This window comes from Leifsonia sp. NPDC077715 (genome assembly GCF_040686855.1).
GTDB lineage: Bacteria > Actinomycetota > Actinomycetes > Actinomycetales > Microbacteriaceae > Leifsonia.
On the sequence record NZ_JBFBOG010000003.1, the window covers coordinates 788861 to 809209 of the forward strand.

20 protein-coding genes are annotated in these 20349 nt (G+C 69.7%); 10 read left to right on the forward strand and 10 right to left on the reverse strand.

Annotation, left to right across the window (positions count from 1 at the left end; all coding sequences use genetic code 11):
• Positions 1 to 29: 29 nt before the first annotated feature.
• Positions 30 to 1217 (reverse strand): glycogen synthase, encoded by a 1188-nt coding sequence (gene glgA / locus AB0P25_RS17655; protein WP_363809090.1) that lies wholly within the window; start codon positions 1215 to 1217, stop codon positions 30 to 32.
• 47 nt (positions 1218 to 1264) lie between these two features.
• Between glgA and AB0P25_RS17660 the strand changes: the two genes are divergently transcribed.
• Both AB0P25_RS17660 and serB read left to right on the forward strand, forming a co-directional pair.
• The gene (locus tag AB0P25_RS17660) at positions 1265 to 2509 is read left to right on the forward strand and encodes a glucose-1-phosphate adenylyltransferase (protein WP_363809091.1); all 1245 of its coding nucleotides are present in this window, start codon (positions 1265 to 1267) and stop codon (positions 2507 to 2509) included.
• Positions 2506 to 3165 carry a phosphoserine phosphatase SerB gene (serB, locus tag AB0P25_RS17665; RefSeq protein ID WP_363809092.1) on the forward strand — a complete coding sequence of 220 codons (660 nt, stop codon included), beginning with the start codon at positions 2506 to 2508 and terminating at the stop codon, positions 3163 to 3165. The genes AB0P25_RS17660 and serB overlap by 4 nt, the downstream gene beginning before the upstream one ends.
• A gap of 73 nt (positions 3166 to 3238) precedes the next feature.
• Here the strand turns inward: serB and fabG are convergent, their stop codons facing one another.
• A complete protein-coding gene (gene fabG / locus AB0P25_RS17670; protein ID WP_363809094.1) occupies positions 3239 to 3949 on the reverse strand; it encodes a 3-oxoacyl-ACP reductase FabG in 711 nt (236 codons plus the stop codon).
• Positions 3950 to 4038: 89 nt separating this feature from the next.
• Here fabG and AB0P25_RS17675 point away from each other — a divergent pair, with 89 nt between their 5' ends.
• From AB0P25_RS17675 to AB0P25_RS17690, 4 genes are all read left to right on the forward strand, one after another.
• Positions 4039 to 4359, forward strand: coding sequence for a DUF3099 domain-containing protein (locus tag AB0P25_RS17675; protein ID WP_363809095.1), 321 nt, complete (start codon positions 4039 to 4041; stop codon positions 4357 to 4359).
• Positions 4360 to 4383: 24 nt separating this feature from the next.
• The gene (locus tag AB0P25_RS17680; protein ID WP_363809344.1) at positions 4384 to 4593 is read left to right on the forward strand and encodes a hypothetical protein; all 210 of its coding nucleotides are present in this window, start codon (positions 4384 to 4386) and stop codon (positions 4591 to 4593) included.
• Positions 4590 to 5465, forward strand: coding sequence for an SURF1 family protein (locus AB0P25_RS17685; RefSeq protein WP_363809097.1), 876 nt, complete (start codon positions 4590 to 4592; stop codon positions 5463 to 5465). The genes AB0P25_RS17680 and AB0P25_RS17685 overlap by 4 nt, the downstream gene beginning before the upstream one ends.
• Before the next feature lie 165 nt (positions 5466 to 5630).
• Positions 5631 to 6548, forward strand: a complete 918-nt coding sequence (locus AB0P25_RS17690) for a patatin-like phospholipase family protein (RefSeq protein ID WP_363809098.1) — start codon at positions 5631 to 5633, stop codon at positions 6546 to 6548.
• Positions 6549 to 6717: 169 nt separating this feature from the next.
• On the opposite strand, the gene AB0P25_RS17695 is transcribed toward AB0P25_RS17690, so the two are convergent.
• The 6 genes from AB0P25_RS17695 to sufB form a co-directional block, all read right to left on the reverse strand.
• Positions 6718 to 8316: an ABC-F family ATP-binding cassette domain-containing protein gene (locus AB0P25_RS17695; protein WP_363809099.1), complete on the reverse strand. Its 1599-nt coding sequence runs from the start codon at positions 8314 to 8316 to the stop codon at positions 6718 to 6720.
• A gap of 75 nt (positions 8317 to 8391) precedes the next feature.
• Positions 8392 to 8721: a metal-sulfur cluster assembly factor gene (locus AB0P25_RS17700; protein ID WP_064109127.1), complete on the reverse strand. Its 330-nt coding sequence runs from the start codon at positions 8719 to 8721 to the stop codon at positions 8392 to 8394.
• A 41-nt stretch (positions 8722 to 8762) separates the two neighbouring features.
• Complete coding sequence (gene sufC / locus AB0P25_RS17705) at positions 8763 to 9557, reverse strand: Fe-S cluster assembly ATPase SufC (protein WP_363809101.1); 795 nt, start codon at positions 9555 to 9557, stop codon at positions 8763 to 8765.
• Between the two features lie 2 nt (positions 9558 to 9559).
• Positions 9560 to 9889, reverse strand: a complete 330-nt coding sequence (locus AB0P25_RS17710) for a non-heme iron oxygenase ferredoxin subunit (protein WP_363809102.1) — start codon at positions 9887 to 9889, stop codon at positions 9560 to 9562.
• On the reverse strand, positions 9889 to 11091 hold the full coding sequence (gene sufD / locus AB0P25_RS17715; protein ID WP_363809103.1) for a Fe-S cluster assembly protein SufD: 1203 nt from the start codon (positions 11089 to 11091) through the stop codon (positions 9889 to 9891). The genes AB0P25_RS17710 and sufD overlap by 1 nt, the downstream gene beginning before the upstream one ends.
• Positions 11088 to 12506 carry a Fe-S cluster assembly protein SufB gene (gene sufB / locus AB0P25_RS17720; RefSeq protein WP_363809105.1) on the reverse strand — a complete coding sequence of 473 codons (1419 nt, stop codon included), beginning with the start codon at positions 12504 to 12506 and terminating at the stop codon, positions 11088 to 11090. The genes sufD and sufB overlap by 4 nt, the downstream gene beginning before the upstream one ends.
• Before the next feature lie 275 nt (positions 12507 to 12781).
• Between sufB and AB0P25_RS17725 the strand changes: the two genes are divergently transcribed.
• Positions 12782 to 13723: a COX15/CtaA family protein gene (locus AB0P25_RS17725; protein WP_363809106.1), complete on the forward strand. Its 942-nt coding sequence runs from the start codon at positions 12782 to 12784 to the stop codon at positions 13721 to 13723.
• Here AB0P25_RS17725 and AB0P25_RS17730 read toward each other — a convergent pair.
• Together AB0P25_RS17730 and AB0P25_RS17735 are read right to left on the reverse strand one after the other, a co-directional pair.
• Entirely contained in the window at positions 13697 to 14257 is a 561-nt protein-coding gene (locus AB0P25_RS17730; RefSeq protein ID WP_363809107.1) for a GNAT family N-acetyltransferase, read from the reverse strand. The two genes, AB0P25_RS17725 and AB0P25_RS17730, sit on opposite strands and share 27 nt — an antisense overlap.
• 53 nt (positions 14258 to 14310) lie before the next feature.
• Positions 14311 to 15231 carry a heme o synthase gene (locus AB0P25_RS17735; RefSeq protein ID WP_363809109.1) on the reverse strand — a complete coding sequence of 307 codons (921 nt, stop codon included), beginning with the start codon at positions 15229 to 15231 and terminating at the stop codon, positions 14311 to 14313.
• A 255-nt stretch (positions 15232 to 15486) separates the two neighbouring features.
• On the opposite strand from AB0P25_RS17735, the gene tkt reads away from it, so the two are divergent.
• Genes tkt through AB0P25_RS17750 form a run of 3 tightly spaced genes read left to right on the forward strand, consistent with a single transcriptional unit; the run spans position 15487 to position 20343 of the window.
• Positions 15487 to 17577: a transketolase gene (gene tkt / locus AB0P25_RS17740; protein ID WP_363809110.1), complete on the forward strand. Its 2091-nt coding sequence runs from the start codon at positions 15487 to 15489 to the stop codon at positions 17575 to 17577.
• A 28-nt stretch (positions 17578 to 17605) separates the two neighbouring features.
• Entirely contained in the window at positions 17606 to 18736 is a 1131-nt protein-coding gene (tal, locus tag AB0P25_RS17745; RefSeq protein WP_363809111.1) for a transaldolase, read from the forward strand.
• Positions 18733 to 20343 carry a glucose-6-phosphate isomerase gene (locus AB0P25_RS17750; RefSeq protein ID WP_363809112.1) on the forward strand — a complete coding sequence of 537 codons (1611 nt, stop codon included), beginning with the start codon at positions 18733 to 18735 and terminating at the stop codon, positions 20341 to 20343. Before tal ends, AB0P25_RS17750 begins: the two co-directional genes overlap by 4 nt.
• Positions 20344 to 20349 lie beyond the last annotated feature (6 nt).

Sequence of the window (20349 nt, forward strand, 5' to 3'; positions counted from 1 at the left end):
GGGCGCCCCTCCGTGACGAAGCGGACGCGTCACCGCGCCAGCAGCGACCGGTAGACGTCGCGGGTCTGCTCGGCGATCGTGGTCCAGCTGAACGACGTCTCGGCGCGCTCCCGCCCGGCCTCGCCCATCTCCGCCGCGCGGGCCGGGTCGCTCACCACCTCGATCAGCGCTGCGGCCAGGTCGTCCACGAACCGCTCGGGGTCCGTCGGCGTCCCCGTGCCGTCCTGCAGCTGCTGGATGGGAACGAGCCGTCCGGTCACGCCGTCCACGATCACCTCGGGGATGCCGCCCGTCGCGGTCCCGACGACCGGCAGCCCGCAGGCCATCGCCTCGAGGTTCACGATGCCCAGCGGCTCGTAGATGGACGGGCAGACGAACACCGTGGACGCGGTGAGCGCGATCCGCAGCTCGTCGTTCGGCAGCAGACGGTCGATCCACACGACACCGTCGCGCTCCGCCTGCAGCTGCTCGACCAGCCCGGTCACCTCGGCAAGGATCTCGGGGGTGTCGGGCGCGCCGGCGCACAGGATGATCTGCACCTCCGGCGGCAGCTGCCGCACCGCGCGGAGCAGGTACGGCAGGCCCTTCTGGCGGGTGATGCGCCCGACGAAGATGACGGCCGGACGGTCGGGATCGATCCCGAGCGCCCGCGCCCGCTCGTCGTCGCGCAGCGGCTGCCAGCGTTCGAGGTCGATGCCGTTGTAGATCGTGACGACCTTGGTCGGGTCGAGCACGGGGTACGCGGCGAGGATGTCCCGACGCATCCCGTCGCTCACCGCGATCACGGTGTCGGCGGCCTCGAAGGCGGTCTTCTCGATCCAGCTGGACACGCGGTAGCCGCCGCCCAGTTGCTCCGCCTTCCACGGGCGCAGCGGCTCGAGGCTGTGCGCCGTGACGACGTGCGGGACGCCGTGCAGCAGCTTGGCCAGGTGGCCGGCGCCGTTCGCATACCAGGTGTGCGAGTGGACGACGTCCGCTCCCCCGCAGTCCTGCGCCATCTGCAGGTCGACGCCCAGCGTCGCGATGGCGCCGTTGGCGTCCGCCAGCTCGGCGGGAACACGGTAGGACGCGGTGTCCGGCTCGTCCCGCGGCTCGCCGAAGGCGCGCACGACGACCTCGGTGTCGGTCCGCAGGGCACGCACCAGCTCGGTGACGTGCACCCCGGCTCCCCCGTAGATGTCCGGCGGGTACTCCCGGGTCAGTAGATCGACGCGCATGACCGAAACGCTAGTACAGCCCCCACTTCGCCTCTACTGTTATGCACATGGCACCAGGCAAGAAGATCTTCGGCATCGTCCTCGCGGGCGGAGAGGGAAAGCGGCTGATGCCGTTGACGGCGGACCGCGCGAAGCCCGCCGTCCCGTTCGGCGGGCAGTACCGCCTGATCGACTTCGCGCTGTCGAACCTCATCAACTCGCAGCTGCGGCAGATCGTCGTGCTCACGCAGTACAAGTCGCACAGCCTCGACCGCCACGTGTCGCAGACCTGGCGCCTCGACGGCATCACCAGCTCGTACATCGCCTCCGTCCCCGCGCAGCAGCGCCTCGGCAAGCGCTGGTTCAGCGGATCGGCCGACGCCATCCTGCAGAGCCTCAACCTGCTGCGCGACGAGAAGCCGGACATCGTGGTCGTCGTCGGCGCCGACCACGTGTACCGGATGGACTTCGGCCAGATGATCCAGGCGCACATCGACTCGGGGGCCCCGGCGAGCGTCGCCGCCATCCGTCAGCCCATCGGGCTGGCCGACCAGTTCGGCGTGATCGAGGTGGAGGCGGAGCGGCCCACCCACATCGGCGCGTTCCGCGAGAAGCCGCGCGACCCGGTCGGACTGCCGGACTCGCCGAACGAGGTGCTGGCCTCGATGGGCAACTACGTCTTCGACGCCGACGCCCTCATCGACGCGGTGATCCGCGACGGCGACCGCCCCGACTCCAACCACGACATGGGCGGCGACATCATCCCCGACTTCGTGTCGCGCAACGAGGCCGCGGTCTACGACTTCAACAACAACGACGTGCCGGGTTCGACCGACCGCGACCGCTACTACTGGCGGGACGTGGGGACGATCGACTCGTTCTTCGAGGCCCACCAGGACCTGATCTCGGCGCTGCCGGTGTTCAACCTGTACAACAACAGCTGGCCGATCTTCAGCCAGGTCCTCAACTCGCCGCCCGCGAAGATCGTGCGGGACGGACGCGGGGCCCTGGGCACGACCATCGACTCCATCGTCTCCCTCGGCTCCGTGATCTCCGGCGCGCACCTCGAGCGCAGCGTCCTCGGACCGTGGGCGAAGGTCGACTCGGGTGCGAAGGTGATCGACTCGGTCGTCTTCGAGCGCGCGGTGATCGAGCCGAACGCGTTCGTCGGCCGCGCCATCCTCGACAAGGACGTGGTGGTCGCCGAGGGCGCGCAGATCGGCGTCGATCCGGAGCGCGACCGGGCCCGCGGCTTCACCGTCACCGAGTCGGGCATCACGGTGGTCGGCAAGGGCGTGCACGTCGTCCCATGACCGACAGCCACAACCGAACAGCGTCCGTCCTCGTCGTGCTCGACGCCGACTCCACCCTGCTCCAGGACGAGGTGATCGAACTGCTCGCCGAGGAGGCGGGGTCGCGCACCGAGGTCGCCGAGATCACCGAGCGGGCCATGCGCGGCGAGCTCGACTTCGAGCGCAGCCTGCGGGAGCGCGTGCGCACCCTGCGCGGGCTGCCCGCGTCCGTGTTCCAGCACGTCGGTGAGCGCATCCGGGTGACGGACGGCGTCCCGGAACTCATCGCGGGCGTCCAGGCCGCCGGCGGTGTCGTCGGCGTGGTGTCCGGCGGCTTCCACGAGCTGCTGGACCCGATCGGCGAGCGGCTGGGCCTCGATCACTGGCGCGCGAACCGGCTCGTGGTCCGGGAGGGACGGCTCACCGGCGACGTCGACGGGCCGGTGATCGACGCCGCCGCGAAGGCGCAGGCGCTGCTCTTCTGGGCCGCGGCGGCGGGGGTGCACCTCACCCAGACGGTCGCCATCGGCGACGGCGCGAACGACCTGCGGATGATGGCGGAGGCCGGTCTCGCCGTGGCCTTCAACGCCAAGCCGAAGGTGCGGGCGGAGGCCGATCTGGTGATCGACCGCCCCGACCTCTCCCAAGTGCTCCCCCTGCTGGGCCTCCGCGGCTAGCATCCATCGCCTCCTCGCTTAATCCGATCGCGTGCGGCGCGGCGAATGAATAAGCGAGGAAGCGATGAACGAATCAGTGACCCATGCCGAGGCCGCCGTCGACGGGGATGACCGCGCCGGAGATGTAGCCGGCGTCGTCGGAGGCCAGCCAGGCGACGACCTTCGCGACCTCGCCCGGCTGCGCGAAGCGGCCGGCGGGGATGCTCTTCTTGTACTCGGCCTGCTGCGCCTCGGGCAGCTCGGCCGTCATGTCGGTCTCGATGAACCCGGGGGCGACGACGTTCGCGGTGATGCCACGCGCGCCGAGCTCGCGGGTGATCGAGCGCGCCATGCCGACGAGGGCCGCCTTCGACGACGCGTAGTTGACCTGGCCGGCGCCGCCGAACAGGCCCACGACGCTCGAGATCAGGATGATGCGGCCGAAGCGCGCCTTGAGCATCCCCTTGTTCGCGCGCTTGACGACGCGGAAGGAGCCGCCGAGGTTGGTCTCGACGACCGAGTCGAACTCCTCGTCGGTCATGCGCATGAGCAGCGTGTCCTTGGTGATGCCCGCGTTCGCAACCACGACCTCCACCGGTCCCAGCTTCTCCTCCACCTCGGTGAAGGCGGCGTCGACGCTCGCGGCGTCGGTGACGTCGGCGCGCACGGTCAGCGCGCCGGCCGGGCCCTCCCCGGAACGCGCGGTGACCGCCACCCGGTGGCCCTGGGCGACGAACTCCTCGGCGATCGCGTAGCCGATCCCCCGGTTGCCTCCGGTGACGAGGACGGTGCGTGGCGTGGTCATGCGCTTCCCTTCAGGAATGGTGCTTGCTGCGTATTCGGCCCGAGCAGGGCCCGACCCAAGTTTATGGACGTACGCTGGAGTCAACGCTCATGAAGAAGCCCTCAGCACCCGCGATCACGAGTCTCCCCCTCTCTCCGGACGAGGAGCGCAAGCACCGGATGATCCGCTATTCGGTCGCCATGGGCATCCGCGTGGTCTGCGTGCTCGTCGCCGTGATCGTGCCGGGATGGTGGGCCCTCGCACCGATCGTCGCCGCCGTCTTCCTGCCGTACTTCGCCGTCGTCATCGCGAACGTGTCGGTGGAGCGCAGCCAGGCGGATGTCCAGCGTCCAGGCGGTATCGTTCCTCTGTACCCTCCGCAGGCTCCGCGCGCCGACCAGAGCGCCGAGAAGCCGCGCGAGGATCCGTAAAACGGGAGGCGCGCAGTGATCGGGATGGACGCGCCGGCGCCGCTGACCTGCTCGCGCGCCGGCTGCCGTGAGACCGCATCCTGGCGGATCGAGTGGCGCAACCCGCGCATCCACACCGAGGACCGCGTGAAGGTCTGGCTGGCGTGCGACGAGCATGTGGAGTTCCTGCGCGAGTTCCTGGCGGCGCGGGAGTTCCCGCTGCGCGTGGTCCCGGCCGTCGGGGCGGACGCATGAGCGGCGCCGACCCGGAAGCGAAGTCCTCCGGCTGGAGTTTCGCGTTCTCACGCCGGTGGTTCGGCTACCTGGCGTTCGCGATCGTCTTCGCCATCGCCTGCGGCTTCCTCTCCAACTGGCAGCTCGCCCGCTCCAAGGAGGCCGCGGCCGCGAACGCCCTGGTCACGGCCAACTTCGACTCGAAGCTCGTGCCGCTGACCGACGAGCTGCCGACGCTCGGGTCGTACTCGCCGAAGCAGGAGTGGACGCGGGTCACCGTCACCGGGACGTACGAGCGCGACCAGCAGCTGCTCGTGCGCAACCGGCCGTTCAACGGCAGCCCTGGCTTCGAGGTGCTGACCCCGCTTCGGACCGCCGACGGCGCCCTGTTCGTCGTCGACCGCGGATGGGTCCCCACCGGCAACAAGACCGATGCGCCCGACCACGTCCCGGCCGCACCGTCCGGGACCGTGACCGTGGTCGCACGGCTGAAGGCGAGCGAGCCGGCCATCGCCGGACGCACGGCGACCGGGAACCAGGTGGGCACGATCCAGCTGTCGGTGGTGAAGCAGAAGCTCGGCGGTGCGGACATCTACACCGGCGCCTACGGGCTCCTCGACAGCGAGGACCCCGCCCCGGCGACCGCGCCGACACCGACCGTGACCTCCCCGCCGACCCAGGACGAGGGCCTGCACTGGTCGTACATGATCCAGTGGATCATCTTCGCGCTGATCGGCTTCTTCGGTCTCGGCTACGCGCTGGTCACGGAGTACCGCAAGCGCAACTCCGACGACCCGGCCGAGCGCGCGCGTGCCGCCGAGCGGGAGCGGCGGCGCCGGGCGAAGCGGACGGACTCGGACGTCGAGGACGAACTGCTCGATGCGACGCGCTGATCGCCGCGCGGATCGCGTGCTATCGTCATCCCGATCGTGTTCCGGAGCCAGGAGGTGAGACCCATGTACGAGACCATAGTGGGCGCTCCCCTCAGCCCACGATCGCGCGGCTAGAGCCCTCGCCGCCGGGAGCGCCGTTCCGCATCATCGCGAAAGGCGACTCCCATGAACTCTTTCTCTTCTCCTTCTGCGCCCACTGAACGCGCGCTCGTCCTCGGGGGCGGCGGCGCGACCGGGAACGCCTGGCTCATCGGCGTGATCGCCGGCCTGGCCGACGCAGGTGTCGACATCAGCGCGCCCGACCTCACCGTGGGGACGTCGGCCGGCTCGACGGCCGCTGTCCAGCTCTCGCTGGCCGACCCGGCGGAGCTGTACGCCGCCGCCCTCACTCCCCCGCCGCCGCGCGGTCCGGCACCGGCCGGTCCGGCGACCGGCGGGCTGGACCGCCCGGCGCCGGTCGGCCGTCCGGCCGGCGGCCTCGACCGCGTGCTGTCGCTCATCGCCGCATCCACCGACATGGACGACTACCGCCGCCGGATGAGCGCATCGGGCCTGGAGCTCGACGCCGAGGACGACGGCTCGCGCTCCGAGCGCTGGCGTGCGGTGGCCGCCTCCCGCCTCCCCGGCGCGGTCTGGCCCGAGCGGCATCTGCTGATCACGGCGGTGGACGCGCGCACCGCCGAGGGCGTCGTCTTCGACCGCGACAGCGGGGTCGACGTCGTGGACGCGGTGGGCGCCAGCACGTCGAGCGCGCACCCCCTGCGGATCGGCGACGCGCGCTACCTCGACGGCGGCTACCGCATCAACGCCGAGAACGCCGACCTCGCGACCGGCTACGCCCGCGTGCTCGTGCTCTCCCCGTTCAACGGCCGGTCGCTCGCGCCGGCGTCCTGGGGCACGCACCTGGCGGCGCAGGTGGACGCGCTCCGCGCCTCCGGAAGCCGCGTCGAGGTGATCGGCCCCGAGTCGGAGGCCCTGCACGGCGCCAACGCGACCGACCCGACCCTGCGCTCCGCTGCGGCCCGAGCGGGCTTCGCCCGCGGCCGCGCCTACGCGCCCGTCGTCGCCGCCCTCTGGGCCTGACCCGCTGGTGATTCGTGCCGAATGTGCGGAATTCGTGACGAATAGCGCACATTCGGCACGAATCCGCGAGCACAATCCGCGGTGCGGGAGCTGACCGCCCTCGCGATTCGGCACGAATGGGCGCCGTTCGTCGCGAATGGCGCGTATTCGTGACGATTCGCGAGGGCGGTTAGGCGAGGGAGATGAGGTCGAGGTAGTCCCGGGACCAGTGGTCCTCGGTGCCGTCGGGCATGATGAGGACGCGCTCCGGGTTCAGCGCCTCGACCGCGCCCTCGTCGTGGCTGACCAGCACGACGGCGCCCTCGTAGTGGGCGAGCGCGTCCAGGATCTCCTCGCGGCTCGCCGGGTCCAGGTTGTTGGTCGGCTCGTCGAGCAGCAGCACGTTGGCGCCCGAGACGACGATCATCGCCAGCGCGAGCCTGGTCTTCTCGCCACCGGAAAGGACGCCGGCGGGCTTGTGCGCGTCGTCCCCGGTGAACAGGAACGACCCGAGCACCTTGCGCGCCTCGGTCTCGGTCAGGTTCGGCGACGACGAGACCATGTTTTGCAGCACGGTCCGGTCGACGTCGATGGTCTCGTGCTCCTGGGCGTAGTAGCCGATCCGGAGGCCGTGCCCCGGCTCGATCTGCCCGGTGTCGGGCGCGTCGACGCCCGCGAGCATCCGGAGCAGCGTGGTTTTACCCGCGCCGTTGAGCCCGAGCACCACGACCTTCGAGCCGCGGTCGATCGCGAGGTCGACCGCCGTGAAGATCTCGAGCGATCCGTAGCTCTTGGACAGGTCGCTCGCCTGGAGCGGTGTGCGGCCGCACGGCGCCGGGGTCGGGAAGCGCAGCTTCGCCACACGGTCGACCTGACGGACGTCCTCGAGGCCGGCGAGCAGCTTCTCGGCGCGGGCGACCATCTGGTGCGCCGCAGCGGCCTTGGTCGCCTTCGCCCCGAACTTCGCGGCCTGCAGCTGCAGTGCGCCCGCCTTCTTCTCGGCGTTGGCGCGCTCCTTCTTGCGGCGCTCCTCGTCGGCGGCGCGCTGGCGCTGGTAGTTCTTCCAGCCCATGTTGTAGATGTCGATCACCTGGCGGTTCGCATCCAGGTAGAAGACGCGGTTGACCGTCTCGCCCACCAGGTCGACGTCGTGCGAGATCACGATGAAGCCGCCGGTGTAGTTCTTGAGGAATTCGCGCAGCCACAGGATCGAGTCGGCATCGAGGTGGTTGGTCGGCTCGTCGAGGATCATCGTGCGGGCGTCCGAGAACAGGATGCGCGCCAGCTCGATGCGACGGCGCTGGCCGCCCGAGAGGGTCTTCAGCGGCTGCTCCAGGATGCGGTCGGGCAGGTTGAGGTTCGAGGCGATGGACGCGGCCTCCGCCTCTGCGGCGTACCCGCCCAGCAGGTGGAAGCGCTCCTCCAGCCGACCGTAGGTCTTCATCGCGGCCTCGGACACGGCGGAGTCGCTGCTCGCCATGTCGACGGTGGCCTTCTGCATCCCGAGCACGATGGACCCGAGACCGCGGGCGTCCAGGATGCGCGTGCGCGCCAGGTCGTCGAGGTTGCCCGAACGGGGGTCCTGCGGCAGGTAACCAAGGTCGCCCGAGCGGTCGACCTTGCCCGCGGTGGGCAGCAGGTCGCCGGCGAGCACCTTGGTCAGCGTGGTCTTGCCGGCGCCGTTGCGCCCGACGAGGCCGATCTTGTCGCCGTCCGCGACGCGGAACGAGACGCCCTCCATGAGGAGGCGCGCGCCCACGCGCAGTTCGAGGTCGTGCACGGCGAGCACAGTTCAGTCCGTTCGTTCAGGGGTGGTCATGCGAGAGTCCCGGCACTCGCGTACCGGGACCCGTCGTTGGTGTTGTCAGATGGCGAAGCCGAGGGCGCGCATCATGTCGCGGCCGTCATCGGTGATCCGCTCGGGACCCCACGGCGGCATCCACACCCAGTTGATGCGGAACGCCTCGACGATGCCGTCGAGCGCTTCGGCGGTCTGCTCCTCGAGCACGTCGGTGAGCGGGCAGCCGGCACTCGTCAGCGTCATGGAGATGATGAGCGCGTTGTTCTCCTCATCGAAGGCCAGGTCGTAGATCAGGCCGAGGTCGACGACGTTGATCCCGAGCTCGGGATCCATCACGTTCTTCAGCGCCTCCTCGACCTGGTCGAAGAGCGCGGGGCTCAGAGTGGCGGGCATGAGTGGATTCTACCTCTCGGCGGTCTCGATCGGCCGGGCGCTCAAGCGCCGGCCAGCTCGGCCTCGTCGGCCACCGCGGGCTCGGGGGCGTCGACGTAGCGGTCGTAGCCCTCCTCCTCCAGGCGCTCGGCGAGCTCGGGGCCGCCCTGCTCCGCAACGCGGCCGGCGACGAAGACGTGCACGAAGTCCGGCTTGATGTAGCGCAGGATGCGCGTGTAGTGGGTGATCAGCAGGATGCCGAGGCCGGTGTTGGTCTTGGCCCGGTTGACGCCCTCGGACACGATCTTCAGCGCGTCGACGTCGAGTCCGGAGTCGGTCTCGTCGAGAACCGCGAACTTCGGCTTCAGGAGCTCGAGCTGCAGGATCTCGTTGCGCTTCTTCTCGCCGCCCGAGAAACCCTCGTTGACGTTACGCTCGGCGAACGAGCTGTCCATGCGCAGCGCGTTCATCGACTCCCGCACGTCCTTCACCCACGTGCGGATGGACGGCGCCTGGCCGTCAATCGCCGTCTTGGCGGTGCGGAGGAAGTTGGTGTTGGTGACACCCGGGATCTCGACCGGGTACTGCATGGCCAGGAAGAGGCCCGCGCGGGCGCGCTCGTCGACGGTCATCGCGAGGACGTCCTCGCCGTCGAGCGTGATCGTGCCGCCGGTGACGGTGTACTTCGGGTGACCGGCGATCGTGTAGGCGAGGGTGGACTTGCCCGAGCCGTTGGGGCCCATGATCGCGTGGATCTCACCCTCGTTGATGGTCAGGTCGACGCCGTTCAGGATGGGCTTGGTGCCCTGTTCCGTCTCGACGGTGACGTGCAGGTCGCGGATTTCCAGCGTGGACATTCTCAGTTCGTTTCTTTCGTGACGCTCGGGTCGATGAAGACGTCTCCGTCGATGATCTCGACGGCGAAGACGGGGACCGGCTCGTAGGCCGGGAGGTTCAGGGGCTTGCCGGTGACGAGCGAGAACTGGGAGCCGTGCGCCCAGCACTCCAGGGTCTCGTCCTCGACGAAGCCCTCCGACAGCGAGATCTCGCCGTGGGTGCAGGTGTCGCCGATGGCGTGGACGTCGCCGGCCGAGTCCTTCACGACGGCGATGGGCACGCCGTCGAGCACCACGCGCGTCGCCTGGTTCTCGACGAGCTCGGCGACGGCCGCGACCCGCTGGCCCGCCATCAGTGCGCGGCCTCGGTCGAGGCGGCCGTCACGGACGTCGTCTCGAGCTCGGCCTCGATCTTGGCCTGCAGGCGCTCCTGCAGCGCCGGCGAGCCGATCTGCTGCACGATCTCGGCGAGGAAGCCGCGCACGACCAGGCGGCGCGCCTCCTCCTCCGGGATGCCGCGGGACTGCAGGTAGAACAGCTGCTCGTCGTCGAACCGGCCGGTCGCGCTGGCGTGGCCGGCGCCGACGATGTCGCCGGTCTCGATCTCGAGGTTCGGCACCGAGTCGGCGCGGGCGCCGTCGGTGAGGACGAGGTTGCGGTTCTGCTCGTAGGTGTCGGTGCCGACGGCCTTCGGGCCGATGAGCACGTCGCCGATCCAGACCGTCCGGGCGCCCTCGCCCTGCAGCGCGCCCTTGTAGGTCACGCGGCTGCGGGTCTCGGGACCGTCGTGGTAGACGTACACCTGCTGCTCGAGGTGCTGTGTCGCGTCGGCGAAGTAGGCGCCGAGGAGCTCGGCGTCCGACCGCGCGCCGGCGAGGTGCGCCGACGGGTTGAGCCGCACGACACCGCCGCCGAGGGTGATCGCCACGTGCTTGAGGCGAGCGCCCTCCGCGAGCCGCGCGAAGTGGGCGGCCACGTGGAGCGCGTCGTCGTCCCACTCCTGGAGCGAGACGACAGTCAGGTCCGCATCCTTGCCCAGCAGGAACTCGACGTTCTCGGTCAGGTGCGCGGCGCCCGTGTTCTGGAGGATGAGGGTCGCGGTCGCGCCCTCGGCCACCTCGACGACGGTGTGCGCCGCACGCGGAGCCGAACCCAGGCCCGACCGCGAGACGGTCACCTCGCGGTGGTCGCCGCTCAGGTCGGCCGAGATGCTGACCAGCAGTGCCTGCTCGAACGCCGTCCAGGCGTTGGCGGACGCGCGGTCCTCCGGCGTGCCCGCGCGACCGATGCGCGAGTCCTCGCGACCGACCCAGAGGGTCGAGACGCCCTTGGCGCTGGTCACGTCGTAGACGTACGGCGAACCGTCGAGGTCGCCGGTGGTCAGCTCCTGGATGCGGGCGACGGGGGTGTACTTCCACATCGGCTCGCGGCCGGTCACCGCGGGGAACTCCGACACGTCGGTCGAGGTGAAGCGCTCGGAGCGCGTCTGCACCGGCACGGGTGCCCGCATGTGGGTCGGCGCGACGGCCTCAGTGGTCTGCGTCGACTGCGTCATCCGACGGAGCCCTCCATTCCCATCTCGATCAGCTTGTTGAGTTCGAGCGCGTACTCCATCGGGAGCTCGCGCGCGATCGGCTCGATGAAGCCGCGGACGATCATGGCCATGGCCTCGTCCTCCGGCATGCCGCGCGACATGAGGTAGAACAGCTGCTCCTCGCTCACCCGCGACACGGTCGCCTCGTGGCCGAGCTGCACGTCGTCGACGCGGATGTCGATCGCCGGGTACGTGTCGGACCGCGAGATGGTGTCGACCAGCAGGGCGTCGCAGCGCACGGTGTTGGCGGAGTGGTGCGCGTTGGCATCCACCCGCACCTCGCCGCGGTAGCCGGCGCGGCCGCCGCCGCGGGCGATCGACTTCGAGACGATGGACGACTGTGTGTACGGCGCCATGTGGATCATCTTGGCGCCGGCGTCCTGGTGCTGGCCGGGGCCGGCGAACGCGACGGACAGGGTCTCGCCCTTGGCGTGCTCCCCCATCAGGTAGATCGACGGGTACTTCATCGTGACCTTGGAGCCGATGTTGCCGTCGATCCACTCCATGGTCGCGCCCTCGGCGGCGGTGGCCCGCTTGGTGACGAGGTTGTAGACGTTGTTGGACCAGTTCTGGATGGTCGTGTAGCGCACGCGGGCGTTCTTCTTGACGATGATCTCGACGACCGCGGAGTGCAGCGAGTCCGACTTGTAGATCGGCGCGGTGCAGCCCTCGATGTAGTGGACGTAGGAGCCCTCGTCGGCGATGATCAGCGTCCGCTCGAACTGGCCCATGTTCTCGGTGTTGATGCGGAAGTAGGCCTGCAGCGGGATCTCGACCTGGACGCCCTTCGGCACATAGACGAAGGAGCCGCCCGACCAGACGGCGGTGTTGAGCGCCGCGAACTTGTTGTCGCCCGCGGGGATGACCGTGCCGAAGTACTCCTCGAAGAACTCGGGGTGCTCGCGCAGCGCGGTGTCGGTGTCCATGAAGATGACACCCTGCTCTTCGAGGTCTTCCCGGATCTGGTGGTAGACGACCTCGGACTCGTACTGGGCGGCGACGCCGGCCACGAGGCGCTGGCGCTCGGCCTCGGGGATGCCCAGCTTCTCGTAGGTGTTGCGGATGTCCTCCGGCAGGTCCTCCCAGCTCTGGGCCTGATTCTCGGTGGAGCGGACGAAGTACTTGATGTTGTCGAAGTCGATCTCCGACAGGTCGGCACCCCAGGTCGGCATCGGCTTGCGCTCGAAGAGCTGGAGGGCCTTCAGGCGGCGCTGGAGCATCCACTCGGGCTCGTTCTTGAGCCCGGAGATGTCTTTCACCACCTCGGGCGAGAGCCCGCGACGGGCGGAAGCTCCCGCGGCGTCGGAATCAGCCCAGCCGAACTCGTACTGCCCCAAAGAGGCGAGCTCAGGCCGATCGATCAGGATGTCTGACATATCTACCTCGTTTCCTACCATCCGTAACCGGATATCAGTCCGGCTCATTCCCCTCGGCGCGCGGCGCGAGGCCGTCAGCGTGAGAGTCGTGATTGTGCGAATGGCGCAACTGCGTACCTAGACTGTTCGTGGAGGCGGGCCGTGGCGCACCGCCTGACGGCCGCGCACCGAGGCGCGTTCCTCGAACCCACCAATTCTACAGGTGCGACGAGGTAAGAACAGAGGCGCGCCTGCGCATTGACCGAGTATCCGCATCCCCGACACCGAGAGACACCATGAACCGCTTCATCGCCTGGCTGCCGGACCGCGTGGATGCGCGCCTCAGGGTGATCGCGTGGATCTACCTCGTCGGGCAGGTGATCCTGGTCGGCACCGGCGGCCTGGTCCGCCTGACGGCCAGCGGCCTCGGCTGCCCCACCTGGCCGAAGTGCACGGCGGACTCTCTGGTGAACACGCCGGAGATGGGCGTCCACGGCATCATCGAGTTCGGCAACCGCGTGCTCAGCGTGCTGCTCGGGCTCGTGGCGATCGTCGCGTTCCTCGCCATCCTCCGGCTGCGCAAGCAGCGCCCCGACCTGTTCTGGCTGACCCTGATCGCCGGGCTCGGCATCCCCGCCCAGGCCGTCGTCGGCGGCCTCAGCGTGCTCAGCGGGCTGAACCCGTACGTCGTCGGTCTGCACTTCGTCGTCTCGATCGTGCTCGTGGCGCTGTGCACCGCGTTCGTCTTCCGTCTCTCCACCGTGCCGGGACCGCGCGTCCGCGCCGTGCCGGGCTGGTTCGCGGGAATCGCGCACCTCACCAGCGGTTTCGTCGCACTGACCATCCTGGTCGGCATCCTCACCACCGGCAGCGGCCCGCACGCGGGCGACGCGCACGCGCCGCGCAACGGGCTGAACTCCGAGATCCTGCAGCATGTGCACGCCATCCCGGCCTACGTCACCTTCGCGCTGACCGTCGTGCTGGTGATCGGATCGTTCCGGTACCGGACCACGCGGGTGCAGCTCTTCACCCGCCTGCTGCTGGCGGTGGAGCTCGTGCAGATAGCGGTGGGCCTCATCCAGGCGAACACCGGCCTGCCGGGCATCCTCGTCGGTGTGCACATGATGCTCGCCGCTCTGCTGGCGTCCGCGATGACCGCCGTGGTGCTGTCGCTCAAGGCGCCGGCCGCGCAGCTCGGGCTGGAGGCCGATTCAGAGGCCGACGTCGTCGCGGCGTAGCGTCCCGACGCGCGCCTCGCGCCGCTCGCCGTGGAGCTCGACCACCGTGCGGATCCCCTCGGCGAACGTGAAGCCCGCGGCCTCGGCGAGCCGTCTGCTGGACTCGTTGCCCGGCACGTACTCCCAGTTCAGCCGGTCGAAACCCAGGCCGTGCGGGTCGAGCGCGTGCCGCGTCACCGCGACGAGCGCTTCCCGCATGTAGCCGCGTCCGCGCGCCCACGGCCCCGACCAGCAGCCGAGGGACGCCGAACCCGCCCGTTCGTCGCGGCGCACCTCCAGCGCTCCGAGCATCCGACCGCCCGTGCTGAGGTGAAGCGCCCACACCGTGTACCGGTGGCTGGCCAGACCGTGCGGACAGTACGAGCGCACGAAGAACTCGGCGCTCTCCCGCGTGTACGGCAGCGGGAGCGGGACCCAGGCCCGGGTCTCGGCGTCCTGGCAGGCGTCGAGCACATCCGGGATGTCGGCCTCCCCAGGCTGGTCGAGCACGAGCCGGGGCGTCAGCAGGCGGGTCGTCAGCAGCGGTGCCGTCATGCGCACATGCTAGGGGCGCGCGAGGCAGCGCGCCACTGGATGTCGAAGAATCCTCAGAAGGGAAGCAGCGGGTCGATCGCGACCGCGAGGAAGATCAGCGTCAGGTAGGCGATCGAGCCGTGGAACACGCGCATCGGCGAGACGGACTCGTGACGGATCGCCAGGTTGTACAGGCGGTGCGACTCGTAGATGAACCAGCCGCCGGCGACCAGCGCCACCGCGGTGTAGAGCAGGCCCATGTGCGCGACCGGGATGAGCAGCAGCGAGCACGCGACCATTGCCCACGCGTAGAGGATGACCTGCAGGCCGACCACCGCGCGGCCGCGGACCACCGCGAGCATCGGGACGCCCGCCTCCTGGTAGTCCGAGCGGTACTTCATCGACAGCGGCCAGTAGTGCGGCGGCGTCCAGAGGAAGATGATCCCGAACAGGATGAAAGGCGCCCAGTCGAGCGACCCGGTCACCGCGGCCCAGCCGATCAGCACGGGCATGCAGCCGGCGACGCCGCCCCACACGATGTTCTGCGGGGTGCGGCGCTTCAGGATCAGCGTGTAGAAGACGACGTAGAGCAGGATGGCCGCGACCGAGAGCCCGGCGGCGAGCCAGTTCGTGAAGAACCCGAGCACCAGCACGGACGCGATGCCGAGCGCCCACGCGAAGACCAGGGCCTCGCGGTCGGACAGCTCGCCGGTCACCAGCGGACGGTTCTTGGTGCGGCGCATCACCCGGTCGATGTCGCGGTCGATGTAGCAGTTGAATGCACCCGCCGAACCCGCGCTCATGTAGCCGCCGATGACGGTCGCGAGAACGAGCCAGAGGTTCGGGATGCCGTTCGCCGCGAGGATCATCGTGGGGACCGTGGTCACCAGCAGCAGCTCGACCACCCGCGGCTTGGTGAGCGCGAAATACGCCCTCACCTTGCGAGCGACGCCGATGCGGCCCGGTTCGACACGGCTCTCTACAGCGACGTCCATTGCTCCTCGTGGGGTTTCGGCGGATGATGCCTGCATCAGTCTACGACACGCTGTAGAGGGGTACCCCGAACAGGTGGCTGGCACAACCGGCTGAGGGAACACCCCGTGTTTCATGCGTGTTACCTATACTGGGAGGTGCTCGCCAGCCGACGCCTCCAACGGCGCGGCGCCGATGACGTCCACGGCGCGCACTACCTCAACCGGTGCGGGTACCACGACGACCCTCACCTATTTCTACGAAGGGTCAGTTTTCACGTGGCAGCACTGCAGTGGGATCCCATTGACAACAAGGCGGTAGACACGGCTCGCGTTCTCGCGGCCGACGCGGTGGAGAAGGTGGGCAACGGGCATCCCGGCACCGCCATGAGCCTCGCCCCCGCCGCCTACCTGCTCTTCCAGAAGGTGATGCGCCGCGACCCGCACGACCAGCATTGGCTCGGCCGCGACCGCTTCATCCTCTCGGCGGGACACTCCTCGCTGACCCAGTACATCCAGCTCTATCTGGGGGGCTACGGTCTCGAGCTCGACGACCTCAAGGCGCTCCGCACCTGGGGCTCCCTCACCCCCGGCCACCCCGAGTACGGACACACCGACGGCGTGGAGATCACCACCGGCCCCCTGGGCCAGGGCATCTCCTCCGCCGTCGGTTTCGCTTATGCGGAGCGTTTCGAGCGCGGGCTCTTCGACCCCGACGCCGCTCCCGGCACGAGCCCGTTCGACCACCACGTGTACGTGATCGCGTCGGACGGCGACCTGGAGGAGGGCGTCAGCTCCGAGGCCTCGTCGCTCGCCGGCCACCAGGAGCTCGGAAACCTCATCGCGATCTACGACAGCAACCAGATCTCGATCGAGGACGACACCGACATCGCCTTCACCGAGGACGTCCAGAAGCGTTACGAGGCGTACCACTGGGACGTCCAGGTCGTCGACTGGAAGAAGACCGGCGTCTACCAGGAGGACGTCGAGGAGCTCTACCAGGCGATCGAGAACGCGAAGGCCGTCACCGACAAGCCGTCGCTCATCATCCTGAAGACGATCATCGGCTGGCCGTCGCCGAAGAAGCAGAACACCGGCAAGATCCACGGCTCCGCCCTGGGCGCCGACGAGCTGCGCGCCGTCAAGGAGGTGCTCGGCTTCGACCCGGAGCAGACCTTCGAGGTCGCCGACGAGGTCATCGAGCACACCCGCAAGGCGATCGAGCGCGGCGCCGAGCAGCGCGCCGAGTGGCAGAAGGGCTTCGACGCCTGGGCCGCCGCGAACCCGGAGCGCAAGCAGCTCCTCGACCGCCTGCTGTCCGGCGAGGCGCCGGACCTCGAGAGCGTCATCCCGGTCTTCGAGCCCGGCAAGGACGTCTCCACCCGCGCCGCGAGCGGCAAGGTGCTGAACGCCATCGCGCCGGCCATGCCGGAGCTGTGGGGCGGCTCGGCCGACCTCGCCGAGTCGAACAACACCACCATCGAGGGCGCGCCCTCCTTCGTGCCGAGCGAGCGCTCGACCCACGAGTGGACCGGCAACCCCTACGGTCGCGTGCTGCACTTCGGCATCCGCGAGCACGCCATGGCCGCGATCATCAACGGCATCGTGCTGCACGGCCCGACGCGTCCGTTCGGCGGCACGTTCCTCATCTTCAGCGACTACCAGCGCCCGTCGCTGCGTCTGTCGGCGCTGATGAACATCCCGTCGATCTTCGTCTGGACGCACGACTCGGTCGCCCTCGGCGAGGACGGCCCGACGCACCAGCCGATCGAGCAGCTGTCGACGCTGCGCGCCATCCCGAACTTCACGGTCGTGCGTCCCGGCGACGCCAACGAGGTCGCGTGGGCGTGGAAGACCATGCTGGAGCGCCGTCAGGGCCCGGCCGGCATCGCGCTGACCCGCCAGAACATCCCGGTGTTCGAGCGCGGCGACGGCGAGGCGGAGGGCGACACCCTGGCGTCGGCGTCGAACGTCGCGAAGGGCGCGTACATCCTGGCCGAGGCGCCGGGCGGCACGCCGGACGTGATCTTCATCGCGACCGGCTCCGAGGTGCAGATCGCGCTCGAGGCCCGCGAGGTGCTGCGCGGCGAGGGCGTCAACGCCCGCGTCGTCTCCGCCCCGAGCCTGGAGTGGTTCGCCGAGCAGCCCGCCGAGTACCAGGAGAAGGTGCTCCCCGCCGAGATCAAGGCCCGCGTCTCCATCGAGGCCGGCCTCGCGCTCGCCTGGGACAAGATCGTCGGCGACCACGGCCGCAGCGTGTCCATCGAGCACTTCGGCGCCTCGGCGGACTACAAGACCCTGTTCCGCGAGTTCGGCATGACCACCGAGCACGCCGTGTCCGCCGCGAAGGAATCGCTCGCGTCGCTCTGAGCGCGGGCAAGAGGAGAAGAAGAAGACAATGACCGACACCACCTCCACCACCCAGACCCCGACCGCCGCTCTGTCGGCCGCGGGCGTCAGCATCTGGCTGGACGACCTCTCCCGTGACCGCATCAACACCGGCGGCCTGCAGAAGCTGATCGCCGAGAAGAACGTCGTCGGCGTCACCACGAACCCGACGATCTTCGCCGCCGCCCTCTCCAAGGGCGAGGCCTACGACGAGCAGGTCCGCCAGCTCGCCGCCGCCGGCGTCTCGGTCGACGACGCGATCTTCGAGATCACCACCGACGACGTCGCCAACGCGAGCGACATCTTCCACGAGGTCTTCGAGCGCTCGAACGGCGTCGACGGCCGCGTGTCCATCGAGGTCGCCCCGGGCCTCGCCCACGACACGCAGGCGACCATCCACGCCGCCAAGAAGCTGTCGGACAAGATCCAGAAGCAGAACGTGATGATCAAGATCCCGGCCACGGTCGAGGGTCTGGAGGCCATCACCGAGACGATCGCGGCGGGCATCAGCGTCAACGTGACCCTGATCTTCAGCCTCGAGCGCTACCGCGAGGTCATCAACGCCTACCTCACCGGCCTCGAGAAGGCCAAGGAGGCGGGCATCGACCTCTCCGGCATCCACTCGGTCGCCTCGTTCTTCGTCTCGCGCGTCGACACCGAGGTGGACAAGCGCCTCTCGGCCATCGGCACCGACGAGGCCGAGGCCCTGAAGAGCAAGGCCGGCATCGCCAACGCCCGCCTGGCCTACGAGGTCTACGAGAAGGAGTTCGCCACCGACCGCGCGAAGCAGCTGGTCGCCGCCGGCGCCAACGAGCAGCGCCCGCTCTGGGCGTCCACCGGCGTCAAGGACCCGAGCCTGCCCGACACGCTGTACGTCGAGGCGCTGGTCGCGCCGAACGTTGTCAACACCATGCCGGAGAAGACGCTCGACGCGACCTTCGACCACGGCAACATCACCGGCGACACCGTCACGGGCACCTACGCCGAGTCGAACGACGTGCTCAACAAGCTGGCCGACCTCGGCATCAGCTACGACGAGGTCACCGAGCTCCTGGAGCGCGAGGGCGTCGAGAAGTTCGTCGTCTCCTGGGACGAGCTCGTCGAGACCGTGAAGAACGCCCTCGAGGGAGCCGCCAAGTGACGTTCCGCATTCACGTCACCGGTGCCGCGGCCGAGGCCGTCCGCACTGTGGTGCCCCAGCTCGTCGCCGACAGGGTGGCGTCCGGCATCACCGCTCAGGACCCGGCCCTCTGGGGCCCGGCGGCCGAGCCCGAGGCGAGCAAGCGCCTCGGCTGGACCGAGGCGGTCGCCATCTCGCGGCCGCTCGTCCCCGAGATCGTCGCGCTGCGCGAGGAGCTGCACGCCAAGGGCGTGAACCACATCGTCCTCGGCGGCATGGGCGGCTCGTCGCTGGCACCAGAGGTCATCACCCGGACGGCCGAGGCCGAGCTGACCGTGCTCGACTCGACCGACCCGGGCCAGGTGCTCTCGGCGCTGCGCGACCGGCTCGAGGCCACCGCGGTGGTCATCTCGTCGAAGTCGGGTTCCACGCTCGAGACCGACAGCCAGAAGCGCGTGTACGAGAAGTGGTTCCAGGACGCGGGCATCGACCCGCGGGAGCGCATCGTGGTCGTCACCGACCCCGGTTCGCCGCTGGACCAGTCCGCCCGCGAGGCCGGCTACCGCGTCTTCAACGCCGACCCGAACGTCGGCGGCCGCTACTCGGCGCTGACCGCGTTCGGCCTGGTCCCCTCGGGCCTCGCCGGCGTCGACATCTCAGAGCTGCTCGACGAGGCCGAGGCCACGCAGATCGAGCTCGCCGTCGACAACGAGCAGAACCCCGGCCTCGTGCTGGGCGCCGCGATCGCGGGCACCAGCCCGCTCAAGGACAAGCTCGGCATCGTCGCGGACGGCACCCACATCGTCGGCTTCGCCGACTGGGCCGAGCAGCTGATCGCGGAGTCCACGGGCAAGGAGGGCACCGGCCTCCTCCCGGTCGTCCTCGACACGCTGGCCCCGGAGCTGGAGTCGAAGCCCGCCGACCTGCAGGTCGTCCGCCTCGTCGCCAACGCGGAGGCGCACCACCTCTTCCCGGCCGACCGCCACGAGGGCGAGATCCTCGTCTCCGGCAGCCTCGGCGCGCAGCTCCTCGTGTGGGAGTACGCCGTCGCGGTCGCGGGCCGCCTGCTCGGGATCAACCCGTTTGACCAGCCGGACGTGGAGGCCGCCAAGGTCGCCGCGCGCGCCCTGCTCGACAACCGGCCGGAGCCCGTCGCCCCCGCATTCACCGCGGGCGGCATCGAGGTCCGCACCACGGGGTCCTTCCTCGGCGAGGCGAACACCCTCGACGCCGCGGTGGACGCGCTGCTCGCGCAGCTCGGCCCGGACGGCTACGTCGCGGTGCAGGCCTACGTCGACCGGCTCGCCCTCCCCCAGCTCGCCGGCATCCGCGACCTGCTCGCGGCCAAGGCGAACCGCCCGGTCACGTTCGGCTGGGGCCCGCGCTTCCTGCACTCCACCGGCCAGTTCCACAAGGGCGGTCCGGCGGTCGGCGTGTTCCTCCAGATCACCGCGACCGCGCCGGAGGACCTCGAGATCCCCGGCCGTCCCTTCACCTTCGGCCAGCTCATCCAGGCCCAGGCCGCCGGCGACGCGAGCGTCCTCGGCGAGCACGGCCGCCCGGTGCTGACCCTGACGCTCACGAACCCCGAGGCGGATGTCGTCTCGCTGTTCGAGGCCGTCAACTGACCCTCG

Coding starts and splice junctions, on each gene's coding strand:
- AB0P25_RS17725 (WP_363809106.1), top strand. CDS start 12,782: ATGAACCGCTTCATCGCCTGGCTGCCGGACCGCGTGGATGCGCGCCTC.
- sufD (WP_363809103.1), bottom strand. CDS start 11,091: ATGACGCAGTCGACGCAGACCACTGAGGCCGTCGCGCCGACCCACATG.
- AB0P25_RS17700 (WP_064109127.1), bottom strand. CDS start 8,721: ATGCCCGCCACTCTGAGCCCCGCGCTCTTCGACCAGGTCGAGGAGGCG.
- serB (WP_363809092.1), top strand. CDS start 2,506: ATGACCGACAGCCACAACCGAACAGCGTCCGTCCTCGTCGTGCTCGAC.
- AB0P25_RS17735 (WP_363809109.1), bottom strand. CDS start 15,231: ATGGACGTCGCTGTAGAGAGCCGTGTCGAACCGGGCCGCATCGGCGTC.
- AB0P25_RS17680 (WP_363809344.1), top strand. CDS start 4,384: ATGGACGCGCCGGCGCCGCTGACCTGCTCGCGCGCCGGCTGCCGTGAG.
- AB0P25_RS17730 (WP_363809107.1), bottom strand. CDS start 14,257: ATGACGGCACCGCTGCTGACGACCCGCCTGCTGACGCCCCGGCTCGTG.
- AB0P25_RS17685 (WP_363809097.1), top strand. CDS start 4,590: ATGAGCGGCGCCGACCCGGAAGCGAAGTCCTCCGGCTGGAGTTTCGCG.
- tal (WP_363809111.1), top strand. CDS start 17,606: ATGACCGACACCACCTCCACCACCCAGACCCCGACCGCCGCTCTGTCG.
- sufB (WP_363809105.1), bottom strand. CDS start 12,506: ATGTCAGACATCCTGATCGATCGGCCTGAGCTCGCCTCTTTGGGGCAG.
- AB0P25_RS17690 (WP_363809098.1), top strand. CDS start 5,631: ATGAACTCTTTCTCTTCTCCTTCTGCGCCCACTGAACGCGCGCTCGTC.
- AB0P25_RS17660 (WP_363809091.1), top strand. CDS start 1,265: ATGGCACCAGGCAAGAAGATCTTCGGCATCGTCCTCGCGGGCGGAGAG.
- sufC (WP_363809101.1), bottom strand. CDS start 9,557: ATGTCCACGCTGGAAATCCGCGACCTGCACGTCACCGTCGAGACGGAA.
- fabG (WP_363809094.1), bottom strand. CDS start 3,949: ATGACCACGCCACGCACCGTCCTCGTCACCGGAGGCAACCGGGGGATC.
- AB0P25_RS17675 (WP_363809095.1), top strand. CDS start 4,039: ATGAAGAAGCCCTCAGCACCCGCGATCACGAGTCTCCCCCTCTCTCCG.
- glgA (WP_363809090.1), bottom strand. CDS start 1,217: ATGCGCGTCGATCTACTGACCCGGGAGTACCCGCCGGACATCTACGGG.
- AB0P25_RS17710 (WP_363809102.1), bottom strand. CDS start 9,889: ATGGCGGGCCAGCGGGTCGCGGCCGTCGCCGAGCTCGTCGAGAACCAG.